The 22,805-nt window shown below is 30.6% G+C and carries 24 protein-coding genes; 8 read left to right on the forward strand and 16 right to left on the reverse strand.

Annotated features, from left to right (window positions below; genetic code table 11):
- Positions 1 to 37 precede the first annotated feature (37 nt).
- From FVF61_RS11220 to FVF61_RS11240, 5 genes are all read left to right on the forward strand, one after another.
- Positions 38 to 847, forward strand: a complete 810-nt coding sequence (locus FVF61_RS11220) for a peptidase associated/transthyretin-like domain-containing protein (protein WP_148456446.1) — start codon at positions 38 to 40, stop codon at positions 845 to 847.
- Positions 848 to 928: 81 nt separating this feature from the next.
- Positions 929 to 1,681, forward strand: coding sequence for a hypothetical protein (locus FVF61_RS11225; protein WP_233586807.1), 753 nt, complete (start codon positions 929 to 931; stop codon positions 1,679 to 1,681).
- Between the two features lie 62 nt (positions 1,682 to 1,743).
- Positions 1,744 to 2,247 (forward strand): DUF6702 family protein, encoded by a 504-nt coding sequence (locus FVF61_RS11230; protein ID WP_148456448.1) that lies wholly within the window; start codon positions 1,744 to 1,746, stop codon positions 2,245 to 2,247.
- 66 nt (positions 2,248 to 2,313) lie between these two features.
- A complete protein-coding gene (locus FVF61_RS11235; RefSeq protein ID WP_148456450.1) occupies positions 2,314 to 4,620 on the forward strand; it encodes a M1 family metallopeptidase in 2,307 nt (768 codons plus the stop codon).
- Between the two features lie 88 nt (positions 4,621 to 4,708).
- Positions 4,709 to 4,993, forward strand: coding sequence for a Sec-independent protein translocase subunit TatA/TatB (locus FVF61_RS11240; protein ID WP_394348927.1), 285 nt, complete (start codon positions 4,709 to 4,711; stop codon positions 4,991 to 4,993).
- A 48-nt stretch (positions 4,994 to 5,041) separates the two neighbouring features.
- On the opposite strand, the gene FVF61_RS11245 is transcribed toward FVF61_RS11240, so the two are convergent.
- The 11 genes from FVF61_RS11245 to kynU all read right to left on the reverse strand — a co-directional run bounded on the left by FVF61_RS11245 (position 5,042) and on the right by kynU (position 14,641).
- On the reverse strand, positions 5,042 to 5,518 hold the full coding sequence (locus tag FVF61_RS11245) for a hypothetical protein (RefSeq protein ID WP_148456454.1): 477 nt from the start codon (positions 5,516 to 5,518) through the stop codon (positions 5,042 to 5,044).
- A gap of 25 nt (positions 5,519 to 5,543) precedes the next feature.
- Positions 5,544 to 6,188, reverse strand: a complete 645-nt coding sequence (locus tag FVF61_RS11250) for an O-methyltransferase (protein ID WP_148456456.1) — start codon at positions 6,186 to 6,188, stop codon at positions 5,544 to 5,546.
- The gene (locus FVF61_RS11255) at positions 6,188 to 7,270 is read right to left on the reverse strand and encodes an amidohydrolase family protein (RefSeq protein WP_148456458.1); all 1,083 of its coding nucleotides are present in this window, start codon (positions 7,268 to 7,270) and stop codon (positions 6,188 to 6,190) included. Before FVF61_RS11255 ends, FVF61_RS11250 begins: the two co-directional genes overlap by 1 nt.
- A 3-nt stretch (positions 7,271 to 7,273) precedes the next feature.
- Entirely contained in the window at positions 7,274 to 7,810 is a 537-nt protein-coding gene (locus tag FVF61_RS11260; RefSeq protein ID WP_148456460.1) for a 3-hydroxyanthranilate 3,4-dioxygenase, read from the reverse strand.
- Positions 7,811 to 7,844: 34 nt separating this feature from the next.
- Positions 7,845 to 8,627: an SDR family oxidoreductase gene (locus FVF61_RS11265; protein WP_148456462.1), complete on the reverse strand. Its 783-nt coding sequence runs from the start codon at positions 8,625 to 8,627 to the stop codon at positions 7,845 to 7,847.
- Positions 8,624 to 9,286, reverse strand: coding sequence for a hypothetical protein (locus FVF61_RS11270; protein WP_148456463.1), 663 nt, complete (start codon positions 9,284 to 9,286; stop codon positions 8,624 to 8,626). Before FVF61_RS11270 ends, FVF61_RS11265 begins: the two co-directional genes overlap by 4 nt.
- Positions 9,287 to 9,288: 2 nt before the next feature.
- Positions 9,289 to 10,728: an aldehyde dehydrogenase gene (locus FVF61_RS11275; protein ID WP_148456465.1), complete on the reverse strand. Its 1,440-nt coding sequence runs from the start codon at positions 10,726 to 10,728 to the stop codon at positions 9,289 to 9,291.
- Between the two features lie 70 nt (positions 10,729 to 10,798).
- Positions 10,799 to 11,551: a DUF6090 family protein gene (locus FVF61_RS11280; protein ID WP_148456467.1), complete on the reverse strand. Its 753-nt coding sequence runs from the start codon at positions 11,549 to 11,551 to the stop codon at positions 10,799 to 10,801.
- Positions 11,552 to 11,554: 3 nt separating this feature from the next.
- Entirely contained in the window at positions 11,555 to 11,959 is a 405-nt protein-coding gene (locus FVF61_RS11285; protein ID WP_148456469.1) for a RidA family protein, read from the reverse strand.
- Positions 11,960 to 11,964: 5 nt separating this feature from the next.
- Positions 11,965 to 13,377, reverse strand: coding sequence for an FAD-dependent oxidoreductase (locus FVF61_RS11290; protein ID WP_148456471.1), 1,413 nt, complete (start codon positions 13,375 to 13,377; stop codon positions 11,965 to 11,967).
- The gene (gene kynU, locus FVF61_RS11295; protein WP_148456473.1) at positions 13,370 to 14,641 is read right to left on the reverse strand and encodes a kynureninase; all 1,272 of its coding nucleotides are present in this window, start codon (positions 14,639 to 14,641) and stop codon (positions 13,370 to 13,372) included. The genes FVF61_RS11290 and kynU overlap by 8 nt, the downstream gene beginning before the upstream one ends.
- Positions 14,642 to 14,758: 117 nt before the next feature.
- On the opposite strand from kynU, the gene FVF61_RS11300 reads away from it, so the two are divergent.
- Entirely contained in the window at positions 14,759 to 15,178 is a 420-nt protein-coding gene (locus FVF61_RS11300) for a (4Fe-4S)-binding protein (RefSeq protein ID WP_148456475.1), read from the forward strand.
- Positions 15,179 to 15,290: 112 nt separating this feature from the next.
- On the opposite strand, the gene FVF61_RS11305 is transcribed toward FVF61_RS11300, so the two are convergent.
- Positions 15,291 to 15,881 carry a TlpA family protein disulfide reductase gene (locus FVF61_RS11305; RefSeq protein WP_158635209.1) on the reverse strand — a complete coding sequence of 197 codons (591 nt, stop codon included), beginning with the start codon at positions 15,879 to 15,881 and terminating at the stop codon, positions 15,291 to 15,293.
- A 170-nt stretch (positions 15,882 to 16,051) separates the two neighbouring features.
- Here FVF61_RS11305 and FVF61_RS11310 point away from each other — a divergent pair, with 170 nt between their 5' ends.
- Positions 16,052 to 16,852 (forward strand): class I SAM-dependent methyltransferase, encoded by an 801-nt coding sequence (locus tag FVF61_RS11310; protein WP_148456479.1) that lies wholly within the window; start codon positions 16,052 to 16,054, stop codon positions 16,850 to 16,852.
- A 13-nt stretch (positions 16,853 to 16,865) separates the two neighbouring features.
- Here FVF61_RS11310 and msrA read toward each other — a convergent pair whose 3' ends face one another.
- The 3 genes from msrA to FVF61_RS11325 form a co-directional block, all read right to left on the reverse strand.
- A complete protein-coding gene (msrA, locus tag FVF61_RS11315; RefSeq protein ID WP_148456481.1) occupies positions 16,866 to 17,534 on the reverse strand; it encodes a peptide-methionine (S)-S-oxide reductase MsrA in 669 nt (222 codons plus the stop codon).
- 110 nt (positions 17,535 to 17,644) lie between these two features.
- Positions 17,645 to 18,424, reverse strand: coding sequence for a zinc ribbon domain-containing protein (locus tag FVF61_RS11320; RefSeq protein ID WP_148456483.1), 780 nt, complete (start codon positions 18,422 to 18,424; stop codon positions 17,645 to 17,647).
- 3 nt (positions 18,425 to 18,427) lie between these two features.
- On the reverse strand, positions 18,428 to 19,522 hold the full coding sequence (locus tag FVF61_RS11325; RefSeq protein ID WP_148456485.1) for a Nif3-like dinuclear metal center hexameric protein: 1,095 nt from the start codon (positions 19,520 to 19,522) through the stop codon (positions 18,428 to 18,430).
- Between the two features lie 52 nt (positions 19,523 to 19,574).
- On the opposite strand from FVF61_RS11325, the gene lpxK reads away from it, so the two are divergent.
- Positions 19,575 to 20,579 (forward strand): tetraacyldisaccharide 4'-kinase, encoded by a 1,005-nt coding sequence (lpxK, locus tag FVF61_RS11330; protein ID WP_148456486.1) that lies wholly within the window; start codon positions 19,575 to 19,577, stop codon positions 20,577 to 20,579.
- On the opposite strand, the gene FVF61_RS11335 is transcribed toward lpxK, so the two are convergent.
- A complete protein-coding gene (locus tag FVF61_RS11335; protein ID WP_199757301.1) occupies positions 20,576 to 22,801 on the reverse strand; it encodes an ATP-binding protein in 2,226 nt (741 codons plus the stop codon). The two genes, lpxK and FVF61_RS11335, sit on opposite strands and share 4 nt — an antisense overlap.
- Positions 22,802 to 22,805: the final 4 nt, after the last annotated feature.

The following is a 22,805-nucleotide window of genomic DNA, read 5'->3' on the forward strand; positions in this document are numbered from 1 at the left end:
TAGATTTTGTGTTAATTTAAACTCAAATAAAAATACTATGAAGCAGAACCTATTGCCATTAATTGCCTTTTTTATGTTTCTTTCAATAGGAATATCTCAAAATGCAGATAGAATCGAAATCTCCGGAAAAGTTATTGTAGATGCTAATGATGTTGAAGGGCTTACTATAAGTAATGTCACTTCTAAAAGAATAGCTGTAACAGATATGAATGGAGAGTTTAATATTTATGCTGCGTTAAACGATAAAATTGAGATTTCTGCTTTGCAATTCGAAACTGTTTATATGATTATTACTAAAGAAATTATGTCCTCGAAGCAGTTAACAGTTTTTTTAAATGAACGTTTAACTACTTTAGACGAAGTGGTTATATTACCTTTTAGTTTGACAGGAGAATTAGCTTTAGATTTAAACAAAATAAAATTACACAACCCTAAGTTTGAAAATTTTTATTTTAGAGAAATTGATATAGAAGATAATCCAAATGCAGAAATATATTATCAAAAAGTTGAAAATACAATCTTAAACCAAGATAGGTTTTATAATGGAGTAGATTTTGTGAAAATAACTAATTGGTTAATAAAACCATTATTTAAATCTAATAAAAACACATACTTAGCAAAGGACAATTTAAACTCAAACTACTTAGTTTTAAGAGAGGCATATACAAAAGATTTTATAAGTTCAAGTTTTAATATTCCTGTAGATGAAGTTGATGAATTTATAGCTTTTGCTGAAGCAAATAACACAGATACTATGCTTTATGAGGGAGGAAATGACATCGAACTGATAGAATACCTAGTTAACCAAAGTAAATTGTACCTGAACTCTGAAACTTTAAAGAATTAGCTATTTTAACATAAGTTTAGTTAGTTGTTGTATTTAAATTAAGATTAGAAGTGGTTTCTTTATTGAACTAAACCCAGCCATTTGAAATATCTTATTTCCATTTTCTTTTTTATGTACTTGCATACTGCATTTACACAATCAGTCGAGATTATTGGAAAAGTAACAACATCATTAGATGTTGAAAATATTCATGTAATAAATAAATCTGCTCAGGTTTTTACAACTACAAATGCCTTTGGGAGTTTTAGAATATCTGTAAAATTAAATGACACCTTACAGTTTACTTCCGTTCAACATAAATTAAAAGAAGTTATAGTTGATACTAAAATTCTAATTGATAAGGAACTTGAAATTCAATTAGAAGAACTTACATATACTTTAGATGAAGTAATTGTAGGAAGAATTTTAACAGGAGATTTATTAATGGATCTTGGTACAGTTAAAGGAGAGCCAATTACTGCCAAAAAGTTAGGAATTCCTAGTTACCAAGGTAAACTTAAAACCCAAAGTGAAAGAAAATTAAACGAAGCTACAACTGGAGGTGGATTTATCCCATTAAATCCAATATTAAATGCTATTACTGGAAGAACAAAGCAATTAAAATATCAAATAAAATTAGAAAGAAAAGACGATTTATTACATGATATTCGTGTAAAGTTAGAATCTATTTTATTTTCAATTGAAACACTAAATGAAGATTTAAGAACCGATTTTTTCTACTTTTGTTCAGAAGACGAAAACTTCATTAATCGATGTAAAGGAAAAAGCGATTTGGAAGTTTTAGAATATCTAAAAGAAAAACTTATACAATACAAAATCAATTTAAAAAAATAAATTTTATACGGAACACTTTTTGAATAAACAAATAAGTAGTTTTGTTTAATTAATCCTTTTTTATGAAAATTATTAAAATATCACTCCTTGTTATAGCATTATCATTATTCGCATTTACAACAATCCATAAATATTACGTTAGTGTTACACAAATAGAATATGTTAAAGAGAAGGAATCTGTGCAAATAATTTCTAGAATTTTTATTGATGATTTAGAAGATGTACTCCAACTTAGATATAAAGAAGATTTAATAATTAAAAAAGAAAACGAAGCTCCAGAAGTTAATTTATTTATAGAGAAATATTTAAAAGGAAAGCTGACAATAATTATAAATGGAGAAGAAAAACCTATTAATTTTTTAGGTAAAGAATTCGATAATGATATTGTTATTTGCTATCTGGAAATTGAAGATATAAAAGAAATTAAGACTTTCGAAATTCAAAATTTAGTTCTTTTCGATTTATATGCTGAACAACAGAATATTATAAGAACTAAGATAAATTCTAAAAACAAAAGCTTCATTCTTATTAAAGAAAATGATAAAGGTTTGTTAAACTTTAAATAAAGCAAATTAATACCTAAAAAAATATTGTTATTTTTCACCTCAATTTTTTGTAACTAAATTTTACCAATGAAAACACTAAAGTATTTTATTCTTTCTGTTTTGTTCATTTCAGCTAATTCTTTTGCTCAAGAACAAGAACAACCAACTAGAAAACCAGGTCATACTAACAACAACAAATTTAAACAATTGTATGATGAGTTTTCAACGCCAAATATGTTTAGAACAGCTTCTGGAGCGCCAGGACCAGCTTACTATCAGCAACAAGCAGATTATAAAATGGATATTGTTTTAGATGATAAAAATGCAAAAATATCTGGTTTTGAAACCATTACATATACTAATAATTCTCCAGACCCATTAAAATACCTTTGGGTACAATTAGATCAAAATATGAGAGCAAAAAACTCCCTTACTCCTTTAATTGAAGGTAGTGGAGTAGCACCAGCTCAACAAGCTTCAACCTTTGCTACTACGTATATGACAGATGGTTTTGATGGAGGCTTTAACATTCAAGAAGTAAAAGATGTTAATGGAAATGCATTACCTCATATGATTAATCAAACTATGATGCGAGTTGAATTGCCTAAAGTTTTAAACACTGGCGAAAAGTTCTCATTTAGTATCAAATGGTGGTATAATATTAATGATCACGTCAATGGAAGAGGTCGTTCTGGTTACGAATATTTTCCTGAAGATGGAAACAGAGCTTATGTAATTGCTCAATTCTACCCAAGAATGGCAGTTTATAACGATGTTGAAGGATGGCAAAACTCTCAGTTTTGGGGACGTGACGAATTCGCACTTCCTTTTGGAAACTTTGAAGTAAATATTACAGTACCTGCCGATCATATTCTTGATGGAACAGGAAAGTTAATAAACAGAAAAGAAGTCTTCTCTAAAGAGATGATGGATCGTTACGAACAAGCTAAAAAATCTTATGATAAACCTGTAATCATTGTGTCTCAAGCAGAAGCAGAAGCTGCTGAAAAAGGATTTTCTAATGAAACTAAAACATGGAAATTACATGCCGAAAATGTACGTGATTTTGGTTTTGCAACATCAAGAAAATTTATTTGGGATATGATGTCAGTTAAAATTGGAAACAAAGATGTCATGGCTGTTTCTATGTACCCAAAAGAAGGAAACCCTCTTTGGGAGGAATGGTCAACATATGCAGTTGCAGCTACTTTAAAGTCGTATTCAAGAATGACATTCGATTACCCTTATCATAAAGCAATTTCGGTTCACGCTAAAAATCAAGGGATGGAATATCCAATGATTTGCTGGAACTATGGTCGTCCAGATGAAAATGGAAACTATAGCGATAGAACTAAATATGGAATGATAAGTGTTATTATTCATGAAGTAGGACACAACTATTTTCCAATGATTGTAAATAGTGATGAACGTCAATGGACTTGGATGGATGAAGGTTTAAATACCTTTGTACAATATGTAGCTGAGCAGGATTTTGCTGAGTGGCATCCAACAGCTTTATCTCCAGGGCATGATAAATATCCATCAAGTCGTGGACCAGCAGCTAATATAGTTCCTTACATGGGAGGAGATCAAGATTTTATTGCTCCAATTATGACAAAAGGATTAAATACTTATCAGTTTGGTAACAATGCTTACGGAAAACCAGGAACTGCACTTAATATATTACGTGAAACAGTTATGGGACGAGAGTTATTTGATTATGCATTTAAAGAATACTCTAACCGTTGGATGTTTAAACACCCAACACCAGAAGATTTCTTTAGAACTATGGAAGATGCCTCTGCATTCGATTTAGATTGGTTCTGGAGAGGTTGGTTTTACACTACAGATTATGTTGATATAGGAGTTAAAGATGTTAAAAAATACTATGTATCTTCAGAACCTAACGAATATGCTAGAATGATGGCAAAACGTTATGGTATGGAACTGTCAGATTTACCACCTTTAGTATATATGGTTGAAGAAGGAAGTGAAGAGTATAATGAAGAAATGAAAAATGGTACTTTATTAGAAAACTCTCCATCTGTAAACGAATATGTTATGGATAATTTTACAGAAGAAGAACGTAAAAACTTAAAAGAGCCTAAATACTTTTATAGCATTACTTTCGATAAGCCAGGAGGACTAGTAATGCCAATTATTGTGGAATATACATTTGCTGATGGTACTACTAAAACAGAAACGTATCCAGCTCAAATTTGGAGATTAAACGATAAAGAAGTAAGTAAATCATTAGCTTCAGATAAAGAATTAGTTTCGATAACTGTAGACCCTAAATTAGAAACTGCAGATGTGGATACATCTAACAATTCTTGGCCTAAAGAAGTAAAACAAAGTGATTTCGATAAGTTTAAAAATGAAGTAAAAGATTAACACAAAACGTTAAATATTTAAAAGCCGACTATAAAAATAAGTCGGCTTTTTTTATTCTCATCAATCAACTCACTATATTTGCATCGTGATACAAGCAAGCATTCTTTTATTTATAGGTACAACCGAAATCATGTTTATACTATTTATAGTAGTTATGGTTTTTGGTGCAGACAAAATCCCTGAAATTGCCAAAGGCTTAGGGAAAGGGATGCGTATGCTTAAAGATGCTTCAAATGATATTAAAACGGAAATCACCAAAAGTGCTGAAAAGAATGGCATAGATACTAGTATCACTAAAGATGTGCAAGACGAACTCAATAAAGTAAAAGACGATTTAGAAGATTTTACAGGTTCTGTAAGGAGGAAGATGTAAAAATTCCTTAGAAGGCAGGAATCTCTTCGTTTTAAGATAATTATATTTTTATTTAAGATTTTTTACTAACTCAATAATATCTTCTTGAGTATATTCTCCACTTTTTTTCTTAAAATCTCCATCTTTATTAATTACCAGAATCCCAAAGCAGGATCGATTTTTAACAAAAAAATTCTCAAGAAAAAAGTTATTTATATCTGAAAAATAATTTTTAGAATCAATAACTGCTTTAGCTTTATTACTATCTGAATACACGAATATATTATGAATATTTTCGAGATCCATTTCAGAATAAAACTCAGTCCACCAATCTGAAGATTGTTTCAAGTTTTCATAATTATCGTAATGGCAACTACTTTTAGGCTGTCTAAAATTTATAATCATTACATCTTCAGAATTCCATTGATAGTTTTCTATGACGAATTTTAAATGTTCTTCAGATAATTTTTCATTTGTTTGACTTTTTGCATTACTGAAACTCAAAAGAGTGATAAAAAATATTAGAAGTTGAAAAGTTCTTATCATTTGATTTGGGTGCATTAAATTAAATTTATTTCTTTCTACTAATAGTTAATCCATCTCTTATAGGTAATATAACCGTATCAATTCTCGAATCTTCTTTTAACAATTTATTGTAAGCAATAAGAGCAGGTGTAGAGGTGTCTTCTTTTTTGAATGTAGTATCTAAAATCTTTCCACTCCATAAAACGTTATCAGATAAGATGATGCCTCCAGGATTTAATTTATCTATAACTAGTTGAAAATATTTAGCATAGTTTTCTTTATCTGCATCTATAAATACAATATCAAATGTATCTTCTATCTGAGGGATAATTTCTAATGCATTTCCTAAATGCTGATGAATTTGATTACCATATGGTGATTTATCAAAATACTTTCGCTGAAAATCTACTAATTCTTCATTTACATCAATAGTATGTAGGGTTCCATTTTCACGAAGCCCTTCAGCTAAACATAAAGCAGAATAGCCTGTATAAGTGCCAATTTCAAGAATGCATTTAGGGTTGATTAACTTCGAAATAATACTCAGCACACGACCTTGATAGTTTCCACTTAACATTCTAGGCTGTAATATTTTTTGATATGTTTCTCTGTGGAGTTCTTGTAATAATATCGGTTCGTCCTCCGAATGTTGAACTATATAATCGTCTAAATCTTCAGAAAGAAAATGCATTATCCTAAAATTCGGTTAACTAATTTTTGTTTTGCAACTTCATCATCTCCACACAACCATTTAATGACATTGTCTTCCCAAATGGCATCTCTTTCTTCTTCAGTAATAATACTACGTTCTATGGCTAAATCTAATATCTTTCCAGGGTAGGAGGATTGTTTAGCACTCTCCATTTCACCTAAAGGATATGGGTCATCTAATCCCATAATAACCTGTTTTGAGCCTTGATTTTTGATTAATAGTTGTAAACCTCCAGTATCGTGAACTAAGGTGTCAAAGAAGATATTTTTATGTCCTACAGCTTTTCTTGGATGGCTCTTCCCTTCAAATAAATCTGGTCTGCCATCAAAACCTTGAATACGTCTACCTAAATTTATTTGTGCCAATTGTCCTCCATGTGCAAAACAGGTACGCATGTTTGGATATTTATCTTGATAACCGTTTAATGTTAAGAAATGATAAGCATCAGCACATTGTGCTAGCATCCAGATCAAATGAAAACGCCAAGATGTGTTTTCTAGTTTGATAAATTTTTCACCATCGTATGGATGTATTTCTACTGCTAAATTATATTTATTCGCTAATTCGAAAATGGGCTCATTTTCTTCATCAAAAATACAACGCCAAGTACCAATAGTGTCCATGTAATGGGTTGGTAGACAAAGCAACTGCATGCCTAATTCTTCCACACAACGTTCTATTTCCCAACAAGCACCACGAACAAATCCAGGATGCACCACAAATCCACAAGTGAATTTACTTGGGTTTTCGCATTGGATTTTTGCATTGAAATCGTTTTGAAAACGTAATGCTTGTTTCATTTCCTCGACACGCAATCCATTTCCATATAATTGGGACAAGTTTAAAACTACAGCATGATCAATTTTAAAACGTTCCATCCAAGCTAGTTTTTCATCTAAAAAGAAACTGGAATCCGTTACTGGACGACTCCAATCTTTTTGAAGCATAAATTTTCTGTCTTTATCAACCCAAAAAATCCCTTTGTCTTTCATAAACTGAGGGATTTCTTCAGGATATGGAAGTAAATGAGAATGGCCGTTAATTCGAAGTTTAGGTTTCATAAATTAATCTTCTATTTGAACTTTTTTAGGTGGTTGCATGACTTCTCCACAGTTTGGACAGGTTCGTTTTTCTTTATCTCCATAATATTTGTCAAATATGCCTGGCATATCGGTTTCAATATTATCTAAGGTAAAGTCTTCTTCATATAATTTAGTTGTACAATTTTCGCAGAACCAAAGTAAAGCATCTTGAACGCCTTTATCTCGAGGATATTCTATTACTAAACCAACAGTGTTTGCTCCACGTTGTGGTGAGTGTGGTACTTTTGGAGGAAGAATAAATATATCTCCTTCTTTAATATGAATGTCTCTTGGCTTGCCTTCATCAATCACTTTTAAAACCATATCTCCTTCTATTTGATAGAAAAATTCAGGTGTTTCGTTATAGTGATAATCTTTTCTACTATTTGGGCCACCAACAACCATGACAATAAAATCGCCATCTTTCCAAACAACTTTATTGCCAACAGGTGGTTTTAAAAGATGTCTGTTTTCTTCAATCCAAGCTTTGAAATTTAAGGGTGATACTAATTTGCTCATGATTTTGTGTTGTTAATTTATTAAAAATATAAAGTTACAAACTTTTTGTTCTTCCACCATCAACAGGAAGATTAATTCCATTTATATAGCTAGCACGTTCACTCGCTAAAAAGGTAATAGCGTCTGCTAATTCTTCAGGTTTAGCAAAACGCTTGGCAGGAACTGCATTTTTCATAGCATTGGCAGCTTCTTCTTCTGTGTTTCCTGTCTTAGTAGATTTGTTTTTAATAATTTCTGTTAAGCGTTCTGTTCCTGTAGCTCCTGGAAGAACATTGTTTACAGTAATGCCAAAATGACCAAGTTCATTGGCTAAAGTTTTACTCCAATTTGCTACAGCACCACGAATAGTATTACTCACACCTAAACCATCTAGAGGCTGTTTAACAGAGGTTGAAATAATATTGATAATACGTCCATAACCAGTTTCTTTCATAAAAGGAACAACTGCTTGAGCTAATACGTGATTACATTTTAAATGTTGTGTAAACGCATTTTCAAATTCATTTAATTCTGCTGAAAAAACGGGTCCACCTTTTGGTCCACCAGTATTATTTACCAAAATATGAAAACCATGATTTTTAGAAATATATTCTGAAATCTTAGTTTTTAATTCATCAGGTTTTGAAAAATCTGCTACAATATAATCGTGATTTCTTTGTTGAGGTAATTCGTCTAAAACAGCTTTTAATTTATCTTCATTTCTTGCAATTAAGGTCACTGTTACACCTTCAGAAGCCAAAGACATGGCTGTTGCTTTTCCTATTCCAGCTGTGCTACCACAAACTAATGCGTATTTGTTGTTTAGATATAGATTCATATTAATTTTATGCTTTTTTTAAAGGCTTCAAATTCAATATCTGCTTTTTCGTTCATTTCTAAAGATTGATGACAACTAAACTGATAATATAAATTTTGATGTTCAAATTTAATGCTCTTTTGTTCTACTTTTATTGATTTTTCGAGTTCTTTATGTTCAAATAAATATTCTGAGTCATCTTCAAAAAACTGACAATTATTTAATGTATAGGGGTCATAAATATTAACAATTTTATAATCTTTTAAAACAGAGTTATCATTTTTTCTAGACATTTTAATTAATTCTTCAAAATTCTTATGGCCATAACTATCAAACTCTGATTTAGGTGTCATTTTAAGAATTATAGAAGGAGAAAACAAGCCATCATGTTCGGGAAGGTCTTCATAATATTTTGTAACAATACAAATTGGATTTCCTAAATCTTCATAAACCTCATTCTTTATCGATTCATAAAAACTATCAAGTATTTGTTCGTCTTTTATTTTACCAAAATCTTTAATTTTAACAAAACCCCATGATTTAGGAATGGTAAACATGATCCCTAATTTTTTATTTATATAATATTCATTATATGTCACGACTGCTTGAAGAGGATCGATTATTACACCTGTTAGTGCTAAACCAATTAATTTTGTAAATTCTCTTCTGCCAATTCCCATCTTTAATATTTTATACAAACATTCTTTGCTTCAGTAAAAAAGCGTAAGGCTTCAAAACCACCTTCTCTGCCAACTCCTGAAGCTTTAATACCTCCAAATGGCGTACGTAAATCACGCATCATCCAAGTATTTACCCAAACAATTCCAGCTTGTAATTGATTGCTCATTCTCATAGTTCGTTTAAGGTCGTTAGTCCAAAGTGTTGCTGATAAACCATATTTTACTTTGTTTGCCATTTGAAGAACTTCGTCTTCACGATTAAATGGCATGATGGTAACTACTGGTCCAAAAATTTCTTCTTGGTTGACACGACATTCATCGTTTGGAACTTCTATAACAGTAGGTTCTAAATAATAACCGTTTTCAAATCCTTCAATTGTAACTTTATTTCCACCACAAAGAATTTTTCCGTTTTCTTTTTTTGCAATGTTTATATAATCCATCACTTTTTCTAGATGAGGTTTGGAAACCAATGCCCCAATATTAGTAGATGATTCAGATGGATGACCTACTTTTAAGTCTTTAATTTTATTAACAAAATCTGCTTTGAATTTATCGTATATTGATTGTTCCACAAAAATTCTGCTACCACATAAACAAATTTGTCCTTGATTGGCAAAGGATGATCTAACAGTAGTTTCTAACATTACCTCATAATCACAATCTGAAAAAATGATGTTTGGGTTTTTTCCTCCCAATTCCAACGATAATTTCTTAAACATTGGAGCTGCAACTTTAGCAATATGAGCTCCTGTGGCAGTTCCTCCTGTAAATGAAATAGCTTTAATGTCTGGATGTTCGATAATGGCTTGTCCTGTTGAGGTTCCTAAGCCATGAACAATATTTAAAACCCCTTTTGGTAGTCCAGCTTCGTTGCATATCTCACCTAATAAATAGGCAGTCATGGGTGTGACTTCGCTAGGTTTGGCAACCACACAATTACCAGCAGCTAATGCAGGAGCAATTTTCCAGGTAAATAAATAGAGTGGTAAATTCCATGGTGAAATACAACCAACAACACCTAAAGGTTGACGTAACGTATAATTAACAGCATCTTGTCCAACACTTTCATGGCTTTCACTAGCAAATTGTGTAATGGCATTTCCGAAGAAACGGAAGTTATTAGCTGCTCGAGGAATATCAACAGATTTAGCTAAAGAAATGGGTTTGCCATTGTCTTTACTTTCGGCTTCTGCAAAACGTTGCAAATTGGTTTCAAGTAATTCTGAAATCTTAATTAGAATTCTACTACGTTCATCTAATGTAGTTTGTGACCAACTAGGGAATGCTGATTTTGCTGCTAGGTAGGCATTTTCAACATCGTCTTTTGAAGAGTTTGGAATTTGTCCGTAGATTTCACCATTGGCTGGACAATAGTTGTCTATCCAATTATCTTGAACAGGATTATGAAAGTTGCCGTTTATGAAGTTTTGGATGTTCATTTAGTAAATTTATAGTATTTTTATATTTTTATTTTCTTTGAATAGTGAATTCCATATTTGACAAAAGAAATTAATCATCTAATCTTTTGATTTCTTTATCAATACGATTATTCAAGCTGTCAATTTTTACTATTAGTTGTTCTTTAAATAACATACTATAATTTCTTAAAGAAATATTTTCACTGATAATATTTAGAAATTCAGCATCATCTAGTAGTGCATTATAATTAATAGGTTTAGCATATTCATCATAAAATTCATTAGTTGAATAAGGAAAGTATTTTTGGAAAAACTTCACATGATTTGGATATATAATGTTTGCCAAATAATCCTTTTCCCATTGCTCATGTTCATTTTTTATTTGTCCAAAAAAATCTTCAAATACATAAATCAATTCTTTTCTTAGTGAATTATTTGTAATAAGATCAAGACCATCATTTTTTAATTGGTCATAAGCTGCTGTAGTTAATTGAGCTTTTCCAGTCCAGTAATAAGTGCCAAAACAAATATCCAAGGACTTATCATAAGCTTTTTTATTCTCTAAATAATCCTTAATTTTAAAATTGTAAGATTGCCATCTTTTATTATTGTTTACAAGACTTATTAAGTTTTGTTTAGATATTTCTAAAGCTGATTTTAACTCTTTTAATGTGCTAATTTCTGTATTCTGAATTTTGCGTTGTTCATTCCAGTTATTAATCTGAAGTGCAATTAAAATTCCAATTACTACCAAAATTATTTCTCCAATGGCATAAAGTAAATACTTACTGAATTTATTTTCAGGAAGCATTTTAAATCTGATGCGTCGGAAAAATTTGAACATGATTTAAATTGGTTTATAAGCCATTACTTTAATCTCAACTACTAAATCTGGATGTGGCAATTGGTGTACAGCAACTGTGGTTCTGGTTGGGCCAGTTTCTTTATCAAAAAATTCTGCATAAGCTTTATTATAACCAGCAAAATCATTCATATTCACTAAAAAGGAAGTTACATCTACAACATCTTTTAATGTAGCATCTTCTTTAGCTAAATTCTTTTCAATATTTAGGATTACTTCACGAGTTTGTACTTCTACATTTAGTCGTTTGGTTCCCATTTCGTCAATAATATCTACTCCTGCAATGGTATTATCTGCTCTTCTAGAACTGGTTCCAGACACAAATATAAAATCTCCTACACGTTTTGTGTGTGGATAAGCTCCTCTAGGTGTTACTATTTTTTCACTCATAATATTTATTTTAATCCAGCAATTTTGTCATCTTCTAAAATGGCTTCGGTTGCTGCTTTTACTTTTTCTAAGGTGTTTTTTAATGCTTCATTTGTCAGATTATTAACATCTGAAATATCTCCATCAGCAAGCATATTTAAAATAGCTTTGTCTTGAGCACGACCTCTTAACATAGCTTCTCTATAACCAATATTCTCGTTAAAAGTAACTAATGAATATTTTGATGAATACTCATATGGGAAGGTTTTTTCAAAAGCCATTTCTAAGCTACGTTTCTCTCTGAAATTTGCATGGTTGACATGTCCTTTCATTTCATGGAAATTATCGATTGCTAAATCGGCTATAGCATCAGTGTCTTTTTTACGAGACTCTTCATATTGCTTGAAAACGGTTTCCCAATCTTTGTGCTTTTCGTCTAAAACTTTATCAAATTCCGTAACATCTTCAAAAGAAGCATTCATACCTTGTCCGTAAAATGGTACAATTGCATGTGCAGCATCTCCCATTAAAAGGGTATTACCTTTATAATGCCAAGGAGAACACTTAACAGTTCCAAGAGGAGAAGTAGGATTTTCGAAGAAATCATCAACAAGATTTGGCATCAATTCTAAAGCATCTTTAAAATATTTTTCAAAGAATTCTATAACTCTTTCTTTAGTTGTTAAATTGTTGAAATTATATTCTCCTTCATTGAAATTTAAAAATAAAGTGACAGTAAAACTGCCATCTAAATTAGGTAATGCAATAAGCATAAAAGCTTCTCTCCCCCAAATGTGAAGTGCATTTTTATAAGTTTTATAATCACCATTTTCTGATGGAAGAATACTTAATTCTTTATAACCATGAGTTAAATAATCTTGAGAAAAACTAAATAAGAATTTTTTACCTAAATAATAACTTTGTCGCATAGCAGAACCTGCTCCATCAGTTGCAAAAATGGCATCTGCATCTTCTATAAATTCTTTATTTGAGTTGTAATCTTTAAATAAAGCTGTGGTTTTTTCAAAATCAACAGATTTGCATTTTCTGTTAAAATATATTTTAACATTTTCATGTTTTTCAGCTTCATCTAATAATAACGCGTTTAATTGACCTCTGGAAATAGAGTTGATATATTCATTTTCACGACCACTATAAGGAGCTAAAACCGTGTTACCTTCAATATCATGAAGCATTCGTCCATTCATGGGAATACATAAGGGTTTTACCTTCTCTTCAAGTCCAACTAACTTCATGGCCTTGATACCACGATTTGAAAAGGCTAAATTTATGGATCGACCAGCAGAAATATCAGTAGTTCGTAAATCTGGACGCATTTCCATAACGGTAACATTATAACCTCTTTGTCCAAGTCGCAAAGCAAGAAGGCTTCCACAAAGACCAGCTCCAATAATGAGTATGTTTTGCTTTTTATTCACTTAAAATAGATTTTAAATTTTCAACCATTCTATACACATCTTCAAAAGTATTATAAAGTGGTACTGGAGCACAACGTATCACATCTGGTTCTCTCCAATCTGTTATTATATGGGCTTCGGTTAGTTTTTTATGTAAATTTTTATCAGCATCTTTTACCTGAATAGAAAGTTGACAGCCTCTCTCTTTAGGGTTTGAAGGTGTGATGATTTTTATTTTATCATTATTCAATTCTTTCAATAAGTATTCAAAATATCCTGTAAGTTTTTCAGATTTTGCTCTAAGCGCATCCATGCCAACTTCATTAAACATATCTAAGGATGCTTTTATAGCTGCCATTGATAGAATTGGAGGATTGCTAAGTTGCCAGCCTTCAGCTCCTGGAATGACATCTAAGGGTTGACGCATATTAAATCTCGTGGATTTATTATGACTCCACCAACCTGCAAAACGTTTTAGTTTTTTATTATGCGCATGTTTTTCATGAACAAATAAACCTCCTAAACTTCCTGGCCCAGAATTTAAGTATTTGTAGGTACACCAAGCTGCAAAATCGACTCCAGAATCATGAAGTTCTGGTTTGATGTTTCCTGCTCCATGTGCCAAATCTATTCCTACCATGCAGTTTTTAGCATGACCTAATTTGGCAATTTTTTTGATATCTAAATATTGTCCAGTGTAATAATTAACGCCTCCAATTAAAAGCAAAGCAATTTCATCTCCTTGTTCTTCAAGAATAGTTTCTAAATCTTTTATATTTAAAAGTTCTTCACCTTGTCTAGGTTTCCATTCAATCAAACCTTCATTAGCATCAAAACCATGAAATTCTAATTGGGTTTGTACAGCATATCTATCTGATGGAAAAGCATCACTTTCAATAACAATTTTATATTTCGTTTTTGTTGGTTGGTAGAACGATACCATTAACAAATGTAGATTGGTTGTTAAGGTATTCATTGTAACCACTTCTATAGGTTTTGCACCAACAATTTTAGCCATAGATTCTGTTAGGAATTCGTGGTATGGCATCCAAGGATTTTTGGCTTCAAAATGACCTTCTACACCAAAATTTGCCCAATCATCTAACTCTTGTTGAATGTATTTTTGAGTACTTTTAGGTTGTAATCCAAGAGAGTTTCCAGTAAAGTATAACCAATCATTTCCTGCTCTATCTTTTGGAATGTGAAATTGCTCTCTGTATTGAGATATAGGGTCGTTTTGATCTTGTTCTTTTGCGAATTCAAGACCTAATTTATAGTTAGACAAAGTGTGTTGTTTTTCTGTTTCAACAAAAATAAGAATTATAAGTTTAGGAATGAAGTCTTAAAACCTACTTATATTATACAGCTCCTTTTTTTGTATCTTTATTAAAAACAAAATGGTATGAGCAAAACTAAGGAATATTCAAATGGTGAAGTGACTATTGTTTGGAAGCCAGATGCATGCATTCATTCAGGAATATGTGTCAAAGGATTAGGTGATGTTTTTAAACCAAAGGAAAAACCTTGGATTAAAATTGATGCAGCTTCAACCGAAGATTTGGTGGATCAAGTTAAAGCCTGTCCTTCTGGTGCTTTGAGTTATTTTATGAATGCTGAAGGAGATAAAACTATTGAAACTTTAGAAACAAAAGTTGAGGTTTTGGAAAATGGGCCATTATTAATTTATGGAACTTTAAATGTAACACATAAAAATGGTAACCAAGAAGTGAAAAATAAAACAACTGCTTTTTGTAGATGTGGTTTATCCAATAACAAGCCTTTTTGTGATGGAACTCACGTAAAAGAAAATTTTGCTGGTTAAAGAAAAAGTGCTCCAACTTGTTAGATGAAGCACTTTGAATATATATAGACGCATATAGCGGAAAATTTATATAATATATACGTCTAATAAAGGTGTTTTGGATGTTTTCATTTTAGTTTGATAAAAAATTGAAAATCTCTTTAGTTTGTTCTCTAATTGGTCTAAAGGTTGTTTTAGAGTCTGGGAATTCAGGAAAAAAGTAAGTTATTACACCATTTTCATTCATTAGCATGTATCTAGGTACTACATGAAAGTGATTTGATTTTGACCAATCAGCAGTGTCTTTTAAGATAGGGAATTCTATTTTATTGAATGATGATTTATTTGCTTCTGAATTAACTATAAATGCTACCACATGGTATTGATTATTTTTGTTTAAAGCATTTAGTTTTTTAATCTCTTTTCTGGAAGGTTGAAACTTAGGATGTATAAAACAAACAACCGTTGGTTTCCCTAAGAAACGAGATTTAGCGTACCAATTATTGTTTAAATCTTGAAATTTAAAATCAGGAAACGGTTTGTTAAGTAACATTAAATAAAGATTTGAAGAAGTTGCTCTATTTTTGTTATTAATAACTGATCTAAAATTTTTTATAATAGAATCATTTCTATTTACTTCTTCAAAAATTTCAACACTTATATAATTTGGTTCATTTTCTTTTTTTACTATTTCTAAATCTGAATGGTATTCGTCTTCTGTCATCAGTTTATCTCCAACTTTATAATAATTTTGAGATAATGACAAAAAAAATGATAATAGGAAAATGAAAAGGAGTAGGTTTTTTTTCAAAGTAGTTGGATTAGAATCATAAAGCCATAAATATAAGGAGTCTTAATTAGATATGATATCTTCGTTTTTAAAAACATAGAACAATGAACAAATACGATTCTTATTTTAATACCAACAAAGCCACTTGGAATGAGAAAGTAAAAATTCATTCTAAGAGTAACATGTATCAACTTGAGGATTTTAAGAATGGTAAATCTTCTTTGATGCCTTATGAGTTAAAAGCTCTTGGGAATGTTGAAGGGAAAAACCTGTTGCATTTACAATGTCATTTTGGGCAAGACACGTTGAGTTGGAGCAGGTTAGGAGCAAATTGTATTGGTATAGATTTAAGTGATGAAGGCATTAAACTTGCTAAAGCATTGAATAAAGAATTAAAGCTTGATGCAGAGTTTGTATGTTGTAATGTGTTAGATACTTCTAAGCATGTTAAAAGTACTTTTGATATTGTTTTTACAAGTTATGGTGTAATAGGTTGGTTGCCAGATTTAAAGCCTTGGGGAAAAATGATTGCAGAAAGATTAAAAAAAGGTGGCATTTTTTACATGGTTGAATTTCATCCAATAGTTTGGATGTTCGATTACTTAGATGACAAACCTATTATGACATATGGTTACATGCAAGACGGAGTGATTTATGAAGAGTATGAAGGCACTTATGCCAACACAGAATCTAAAATGATAAGTAAGGAGTATGGTTGGAATCATGGATTAAGTGAGGTGATTAATGCCTTAACTGAAGCTGGATTGCATATTGAATATTTGAATGAATATGATGGAAGTCCATATAACGTATTACCAGATTTAATTGAAAATACATCAGGTATGTTTACAACAAAAGACAAACTCTATCCTTTGATTTTTGAGATAAAAGCGACTAAAATCTAAAGGCCATAAAATATTAGTGTTTATTATCCTTCAATAATTCCGGAAATTTAGATTTAAACTTGTTTAGCCTTGGAATAGATACATTTTGGACATAAGGATCTTCTGGGTGGAGTTTTTCATAGTTTTGATGATAGTCTTCAGCTACCCAAAATTTTTGAAATGGATACACTTCGGCTGCAATAGTTGCATTCAATTTTTTGGATAAATTCTCTTTTTTAGATTCTATAATCTGCTTTTGTTCTTCGTTTAGATAGAATATTATAGAGCGATATTGTGAGCCTGTGTCTGGGCCTTGACCATTTACTTGAGTTGGGTTTTGTGAACCAAAATATACATCTACCAAAGTAGAGAAATTAATTATATCTGGATTATAAATTACTTCAACGGCTTCTGCATGTCCTGTTTTTCCAGTATTACTTGATGCGTATGTTGGGTTTTTGGTATGTCCTCCAGCATAACCAGAAATTACTTCCTCAACACCAATAACACTTTCATAAACAGCTTCCACACACCAAAAACAACCACTAGCAAAATAGGCTTTTGCTAATCCATTTTGTATTGGAACTTCAACTGGTTTAGCATTTATTATGGATTGCTGCTTAGGGTTTTCTTGAGCTAAGTTGTTACAGCTAAATAGTAACATAATAATGATTGAAGAAAATATAGATTTTAGGTAAGGCATCTTATAATAATTTTGTTTGGTAAGTCGGAAGATGGTTGAATTCCTATCAAAAAGTATGAAAAAAAAGCCTTCATTTTTATGAAGGCTTTTAAATATATTGTTTGTTTGGTTTATAGTTTTGCAAACATTTTTTCCATTTTAGCTTTTTCTTCTTCAGCTAATTCTGCATCAACAAGAATACGTCCACTATGCTCATCTGTAATAATTTTTTTACGAGAAGCAATCTCCATCTGTACTTGTGGTGGAATGGTAAAGAAAGAACCACCAGAAGCACCTCTTTCAATAGCTACTACAGCAAGACCGTTTTTTACATTGGTTCTAATTCTCGTGTAAGCTTTTATTAAACGTTCTTCAATATTAGCTTTATAATCTTCAGATTTTTTAATTAAAGCAGCTTCTTCTTTTTCTGTTTCAGCTAGAATAGCATCAAGTTCACTCTTTTTGTGTTTTAAGTGAGTTTGACGCGCCTTTAAACGTTCTTTAGTTTCAGAAATAACCACTTTTTTCTGTTCTATTTGAACTTTAAACTCTTTAATGTGTTTGTCTGCTAATTCAATTTCTAATTCTTGAAATTCAATTTCTTTAGTAATCGAGTTGTATTCTCTGTTATTTCTAACATTTTTTTGTTGCTCGCTGTATTTTTTAATTAACGCTTTAGATTCTTCAATAAGATTCTTTTTGTCGCCAATTTGATTGTCTATAGAGTCTAAACTTGATTCAAGTTTCTCTAATCTGGTACTTAATCCAGCAACTTCATCTTCTAAATCACGAACCTCTAAAGGAAGTTCTCCACGAACATTTCTAATTTCATCGATACGAGAATCGACAAGTTGTAAGTCGTATAAATCTCTTAAACGCTCTTCTACAGTTGCTTCTTTCTTTTTTGCCATAGTTTAAAAATACTTAACAGGATTGGTGTTTGTCCTTGATAAAACGATTGCAAAATTAGTAATTTTTTTTGTAAGATATGCAACTAAAAGGTTTTTTGTGAATTGTTCGCTTTCATAATGTCCAATATCTGCCAAAACAATCTGATTTTCAGCCCTAAAAAAGTCGTGATACTTTAAATCTGAAGTAATAAAAACATCGGCATTTGCAGCTTTGGCAGCAGCAATAGCAAAACTACCTGAACCTCCTAAAACAGCAATTTTTTTAATGTTATTTTGAAGCAGTTTAGAATGTCTAATACATTCTGTATTCATGTTGGTTTTTAAAAGATTAAGAAACTCCTTTTCTGACATGTCATTTTCAAGCTCTCCAATCATTCCCATACCAATATGTTGGTTTTTGTTTTCTAGTGTTGTTATTTCATAAGCCACTTCTTCGTAAGAATGTGTTTTAAAAAGTGATTGAAGGATTTTAGACTCTAAATGTTTAGGAAAAGTGACTGAAATTTGTGTCTCACTTTCAAAGTGGGTTTCTCCTTTCTTTCCTTTTTTTGGATTGGAATTTTCGTTGCCTTTATATGTGCCAACACCTTCTGTGTTAAAACTGCAATTATTGTAATTGCCAATGCTTCCAGCTCCTGCTTTAAACAATGCACTTCTAAGTGTTTCAGCTTCATCCTTAGGAACAAAGGTGATGAGTTTTTTTATGGTTTGAGGTTGAGGTATTAATATGCTTTTATTTATTAAACCTAATTTTTCGCAAATCATGTGGTTAACGCCTTGATAAGAGTTGTCTAATGCTGTATGCATGGCATAAATGGCAATGTCGTTTTTTAAGGCTTTCATAACAACACGTTCTACATAAGTTTTACCAGTAAGTTTTTTTAGTCCTTTAAAAATAATTGGATGAAAACTCACAATCAGGTTACATTTAGCTTTAATAGCTTCATCAACAACACTTTCTAAAGTGTCTAAAGTTACTAATACGCCTTTTAATTTTGAATTTTTATCGCCAACAAGAAGACCAACGTTATCAAAATCTTCTGCGTAAGCCAATGGAGAAAGAGTTTCAATATGATCTATGACATCTTGAACAATCATAATTTTATGTTATTAAGTTTCAAACAAAGATAAAATTTTTAATTTCGCTTTAATGAAATTCTTACGTTACATCTTATTTCCTATAGTTCCAATTTATTTTGTAGTAACTTGGACTAGAAATATATTGTATGATTTTGGATGGAAAAAAAGTAAATCTTATAAGTTACCAATAATTTGTGTTGGGAATTTAAGTGTTGGAGGAACTGGTAAATCTCCAATGATTGAATATTTAATTAGATTATTAAAAACAGATTTTACGCTGGCAACTTTAAGTAGAGGTTATAAACGTGAAAGTTCTGGATTTAAATTAGCTAACAATTCGGATTCTGCAAAGAGTATTGGTGATGAACCTTTTCAGTTTTATAATAAATTTGGACAAGATATATTAGTTTCTGTTGATGCAAACAGACAACATGGTATTGAAAGTTTAAAAGATCTAAATGTAAAACCAGAAATTATATTATTAGATGATGCTTTTCAGCATAGAAAAGTAAAAGCTGGATTTAATATCTTGCTTACTACCTATAATAATTTATACTGTTTTGATATGGTGCTTCCTACAGGAAATTTAAGAGAACCAAGAAGTGGAGCAAAAAGAGCTAATATAATTGTTGTAACTAAATGTCCAGTTTCTATTACAGAACAAGAAAAGGAACGTATAGTTTCAAAGTTAAAACCAACTAATAAGCAACTGGTATTTTTTAGTACTATTAGCTATTCTAATAAGGTGTTTTCAATAGACAAGGAGTTAGAAGTATCTCTTTTAAGACACTTTACTTTGGTTACTGGTATTGCCAATGCTAACCCTTTAGTAGATTATTTAAAAACTAAAGGATTAGAATTTAAACACTTTAATTTTAAAGATCATCATGTGTTTACTGAAAAGGAGGTTGATGATTTATCTGATTTTGAATGCATAGTAACAACAGAAAAAGATTTTATGCGTTTAAAATCTGAAAGAAAATTACAGAACAAATTATATTACTTACCTATAGAAATTTCAATTGATAGAGCAGAGGTGTTTAATAATCTGGTTTTAGATTATGTAAAAAATTAAACAGTTTCAGAATCTTGTTTAATTAATGCTTCAAAAAGTTTCTTTTCAAAATCTTCTTGTTTAAAAGGTTTAGAGATAATATCGTCAAAACCAGCTTCATCAAACTCATGCATTTTATCTTCTAGAGTTACAGCAGTAAGAGCAAAAATGGTTATTTCTTTATTGAATGTTCTAATTATTCTAGTGGCTTCAAGACCGCTAATTCCAGGCATATGAATATCCATTAAAACAACATGGTATTTTTTGTTTTTAACCATTTCAACGGCATCTTCTCCATTGTCTATGACATCACAATTTAATTTCATTTTATTAAGGATTTTCTTAGTAATCATTTGATTGATTTTATTATCCTCAACAACTAGAATATTTATGTCTTTTAAATCTATCTCATTAATATCTTTAAAATAATTAACCTGTTTAACTTTTGCTACTTTTTCAGCATATTTAAGAGGTAATTCGAAAATAAATTTGGAACCTTTACCAAGCTCACTTTCTAAAGAAATGGTTCCTTTTAAAATTTGAATTAATCCTTTAACAATAGAAAGACCTAATCCAGTACCTCCATATTTTCTGTTAATTTGAATAGACCCTTGTGAAAAACTCTCAAACAATTGATTTTGCTTTTCTTGACTAATACCAATTCCATTATCTTCTATTTCAAATCTAACAGTAAATTGATCATTATTTTTTGCAATTTGATAAGCTCTAACCCAAATATCTCCATCTTTTGTAAATTTTATTGCATTACCAATTAAATTTATTAGAATCTGAGAGATTTTAATTTGGTCTGCAAAGAAATTCTCAGGAAGATTAGTGTCATATTCCAGATGAATATTAATATTATTATCTGTAGCAGAATTATTAAGTGCTGCAATAATATTGGTTATTTTCTTCTTAAGGCTAAAAGCTTCAGGTTCTATCTCTACTTTATTTGCTTCAATTTTATTAATTTGAAGTATATCGTTAATAAAAGTCAATAAATAATCACCTGAAAACTTAAGCGATTTTAAATGTTGTATTTGATTTGGTTTTGGGTTTTCTTCTAACAACATGTTTGTTAATCCAGTAACTGCATATAGAGGAGTTCTTAGCTCATGTGTAACAGTTGACAAGAAATTAGCTTTTGTTTTAGAAGCAAGCTCTGCTTTTTCTTTAGAAACAATTAATTCTGCATTTTTTTTGTGCAGCATATTATTTGTCTTTAACCTAATGTTATTGTTTTTATATAAAGACAAGGTTAATAAAGATAAAATAGTAATAAGTGCAATACTTAAAATAGTAGTAAGTTTATTTAAATTGTTTGCAGCTTTTTGTTCTTCTAGATTAGCAAGTTGTTCTTTTTGATACTCTGTTTGATTTTCAATAAGTAATTGCATTCTCTTTTCTTGAGACATATTACTTCTTTTAACCTCAATAAGCGAATCTGATAATGCAATATGTTTCTTTAAATATTCGTTTGCTAATTTATAATTACCAGTTTCTTGGTTTAAATTACTTAAAACTAAATATCCATTATTTATTACATTATTAAATTTGTTTTTTTTGGCTAGGGCTAAACCTTCATTTGCTTGATTGATAGCTCCAGTGGCATCATTTAAATAAAATAATGAAGTTCCTAAATTTATTTTAGCACTGCTTAAAATTTTATCTAAATCATATCTTCTTGCTACTGTAATGGATTTTAATAAATGCTGCTTTGCATTTTCATAATCTTTTAAGTGGATATATGTAATACCTTCATTTAATAAGACTTCAGCAACAAAATTATTTAAATCTTCTTGTTCAAAAAGAGTTTTTGAAGACTTATAATAATCAAGAGCTTGTTGGTATTGTTTTTTGCTTGTGTAAACGTTACCTAATGTTTTGTAGGTTTCAGCTAGATTGATATCGTCTTTTGCAAAACGTTGTACTTCATTTGCCTTAATAAGAGATTTAATAGCTTCATCAGGCTCTTCAATAATGTATTGTAGCTTTCCAATTTTGGAATAAATAATACCAATACTTTTCTTATTGTCTATTTTTATTGCAAGTTGTAGTGCCTCGTTATATTTTTCACGAGCCTCATAATAGGCGTTTTTGTCTATATCTTGTTGTGCTTGATCAATTCTAAAATTGATTGTGTTTTGGATTGTTTCTTCATCTTCATCAATAGTGGATTGAGATGAAGCACTAAAGCTCAACAACATTATAATAGCACATATGTAATTGTTGATTCGGGACATTTTT

This window comes from Xanthomarina maritima, assembly GCF_008084905.1.
In the GTDB taxonomy this organism is placed as follows: Bacteria; Bacteroidota; Bacteroidia; order Flavobacteriales; family Flavobacteriaceae; genus Xanthomarina; species Xanthomarina maritima.

What these genes read in the sequence shown, in the direction of transcription:
- FVF61_RS11270 (WP_148456463.1), bottom strand. Translation starts at nt 9,286, where the DNA reads ATGGGAATTGGCAGAAGAGAATTTACAAAATTAATTGGTTTAGCACTA.
- FVF61_RS11250 (WP_148456456.1), bottom strand. Translation starts at nt 6,188, where the DNA reads ATGCATTTTCTTTCTGAAGATTTAGACGATTATATAGTTCAACATTCG.
- FVF61_RS11255 (WP_148456458.1), bottom strand. Translation starts at nt 7,270, where the DNA reads ATGAAACCTAAACTTCGAATTAACGGCCATTCTCATTTACTTCCATAT.
- FVF61_RS11280 (WP_148456467.1), bottom strand. Translation starts at nt 11,551, where the DNA reads ATGTTCAAATTTTTCCGACGCATCAGATTTAAAATGCTTCCTGAAAAT.
- FVF61_RS11300 (WP_148456475.1), top strand. Translation starts at nt 14,759, where the DNA reads ATGAGCAAAACTAAGGAATATTCAAATGGTGAAGTGACTATTGTTTGG.
- FVF61_RS11320 (WP_148456483.1), bottom strand. Translation starts at nt 18,424, where the DNA reads ATGGCAAAAAAGAAAGAAGCAACTGTAGAAGAGCGTTTAAGAGATTTA.
- FVF61_RS11230 (WP_148456448.1), top strand. Translation starts at nt 1,744, where the DNA reads ATGAAAATTATTAAAATATCACTCCTTGTTATAGCATTATCATTATTC.
- FVF61_RS11335 (WP_199757301.1), bottom strand. Translation starts at nt 22,801, where the DNA reads ATGTCCCGAATCAACAATTACATATGTGCTATTATAATGTTGTTGAGC.
- FVF61_RS11260 (WP_148456460.1), bottom strand. Translation starts at nt 7,810, where the DNA reads ATGAGCAAATTAGTATCACCCTTAAATTTCAAAGCTTGGATTGAAGAA.
- FVF61_RS11235 (WP_148456450.1), top strand. Translation starts at nt 2,314, where the DNA reads ATGAAAACACTAAAGTATTTTATTCTTTCTGTTTTGTTCATTTCAGCT.
- FVF61_RS11285 (WP_148456469.1), bottom strand. Translation starts at nt 11,959, where the DNA reads ATGAGTGAAAAAATAGTAACACCTAGAGGAGCTTATCCACACACAAAA.
- FVF61_RS11305 (WP_158635209.1), bottom strand. Translation starts at nt 15,881, where the DNA reads ATGACAGAAGACGAATACCATTCAGATTTAGAAATAGTAAAAAAAGAA.
- FVF61_RS11245 (WP_148456454.1), bottom strand. Translation starts at nt 5,518, where the DNA reads ATGATAAGAACTTTTCAACTTCTAATATTTTTTATCACTCTTTTGAGT.
- msrA (WP_148456481.1), bottom strand. Translation starts at nt 17,534, where the DNA reads ATGCCTTACCTAAAATCTATATTTTCTTCAATCATTATTATGTTACTA.
- FVF61_RS11265 (WP_148456462.1), bottom strand. Translation starts at nt 8,627, where the DNA reads ATGAATCTATATCTAAACAACAAATACGCATTAGTTTGTGGTAGCACA.
- FVF61_RS11275 (WP_148456465.1), bottom strand. Translation starts at nt 10,728, where the DNA reads ATGAACATCCAAAACTTCATAAACGGCAACTTTCATAATCCTGTTCAA.
- FVF61_RS11220 (WP_148456446.1), top strand. Translation starts at nt 38, where the DNA reads ATGAAGCAGAACCTATTGCCATTAATTGCCTTTTTTATGTTTCTTTCA.
- FVF61_RS11325 (WP_148456485.1), bottom strand. Translation starts at nt 19,522, where the DNA reads ATGATTGTTCAAGATGTCATAGATCATATTGAAACTCTTTCTCCATTG.
- FVF61_RS11310 (WP_148456479.1), top strand. Translation starts at nt 16,052, where the DNA reads ATGAACAAATACGATTCTTATTTTAATACCAACAAAGCCACTTGGAAT.
- lpxK (WP_148456486.1), top strand. Translation starts at nt 19,575, where the DNA reads ATGAAATTCTTACGTTACATCTTATTTCCTATAGTTCCAATTTATTTT.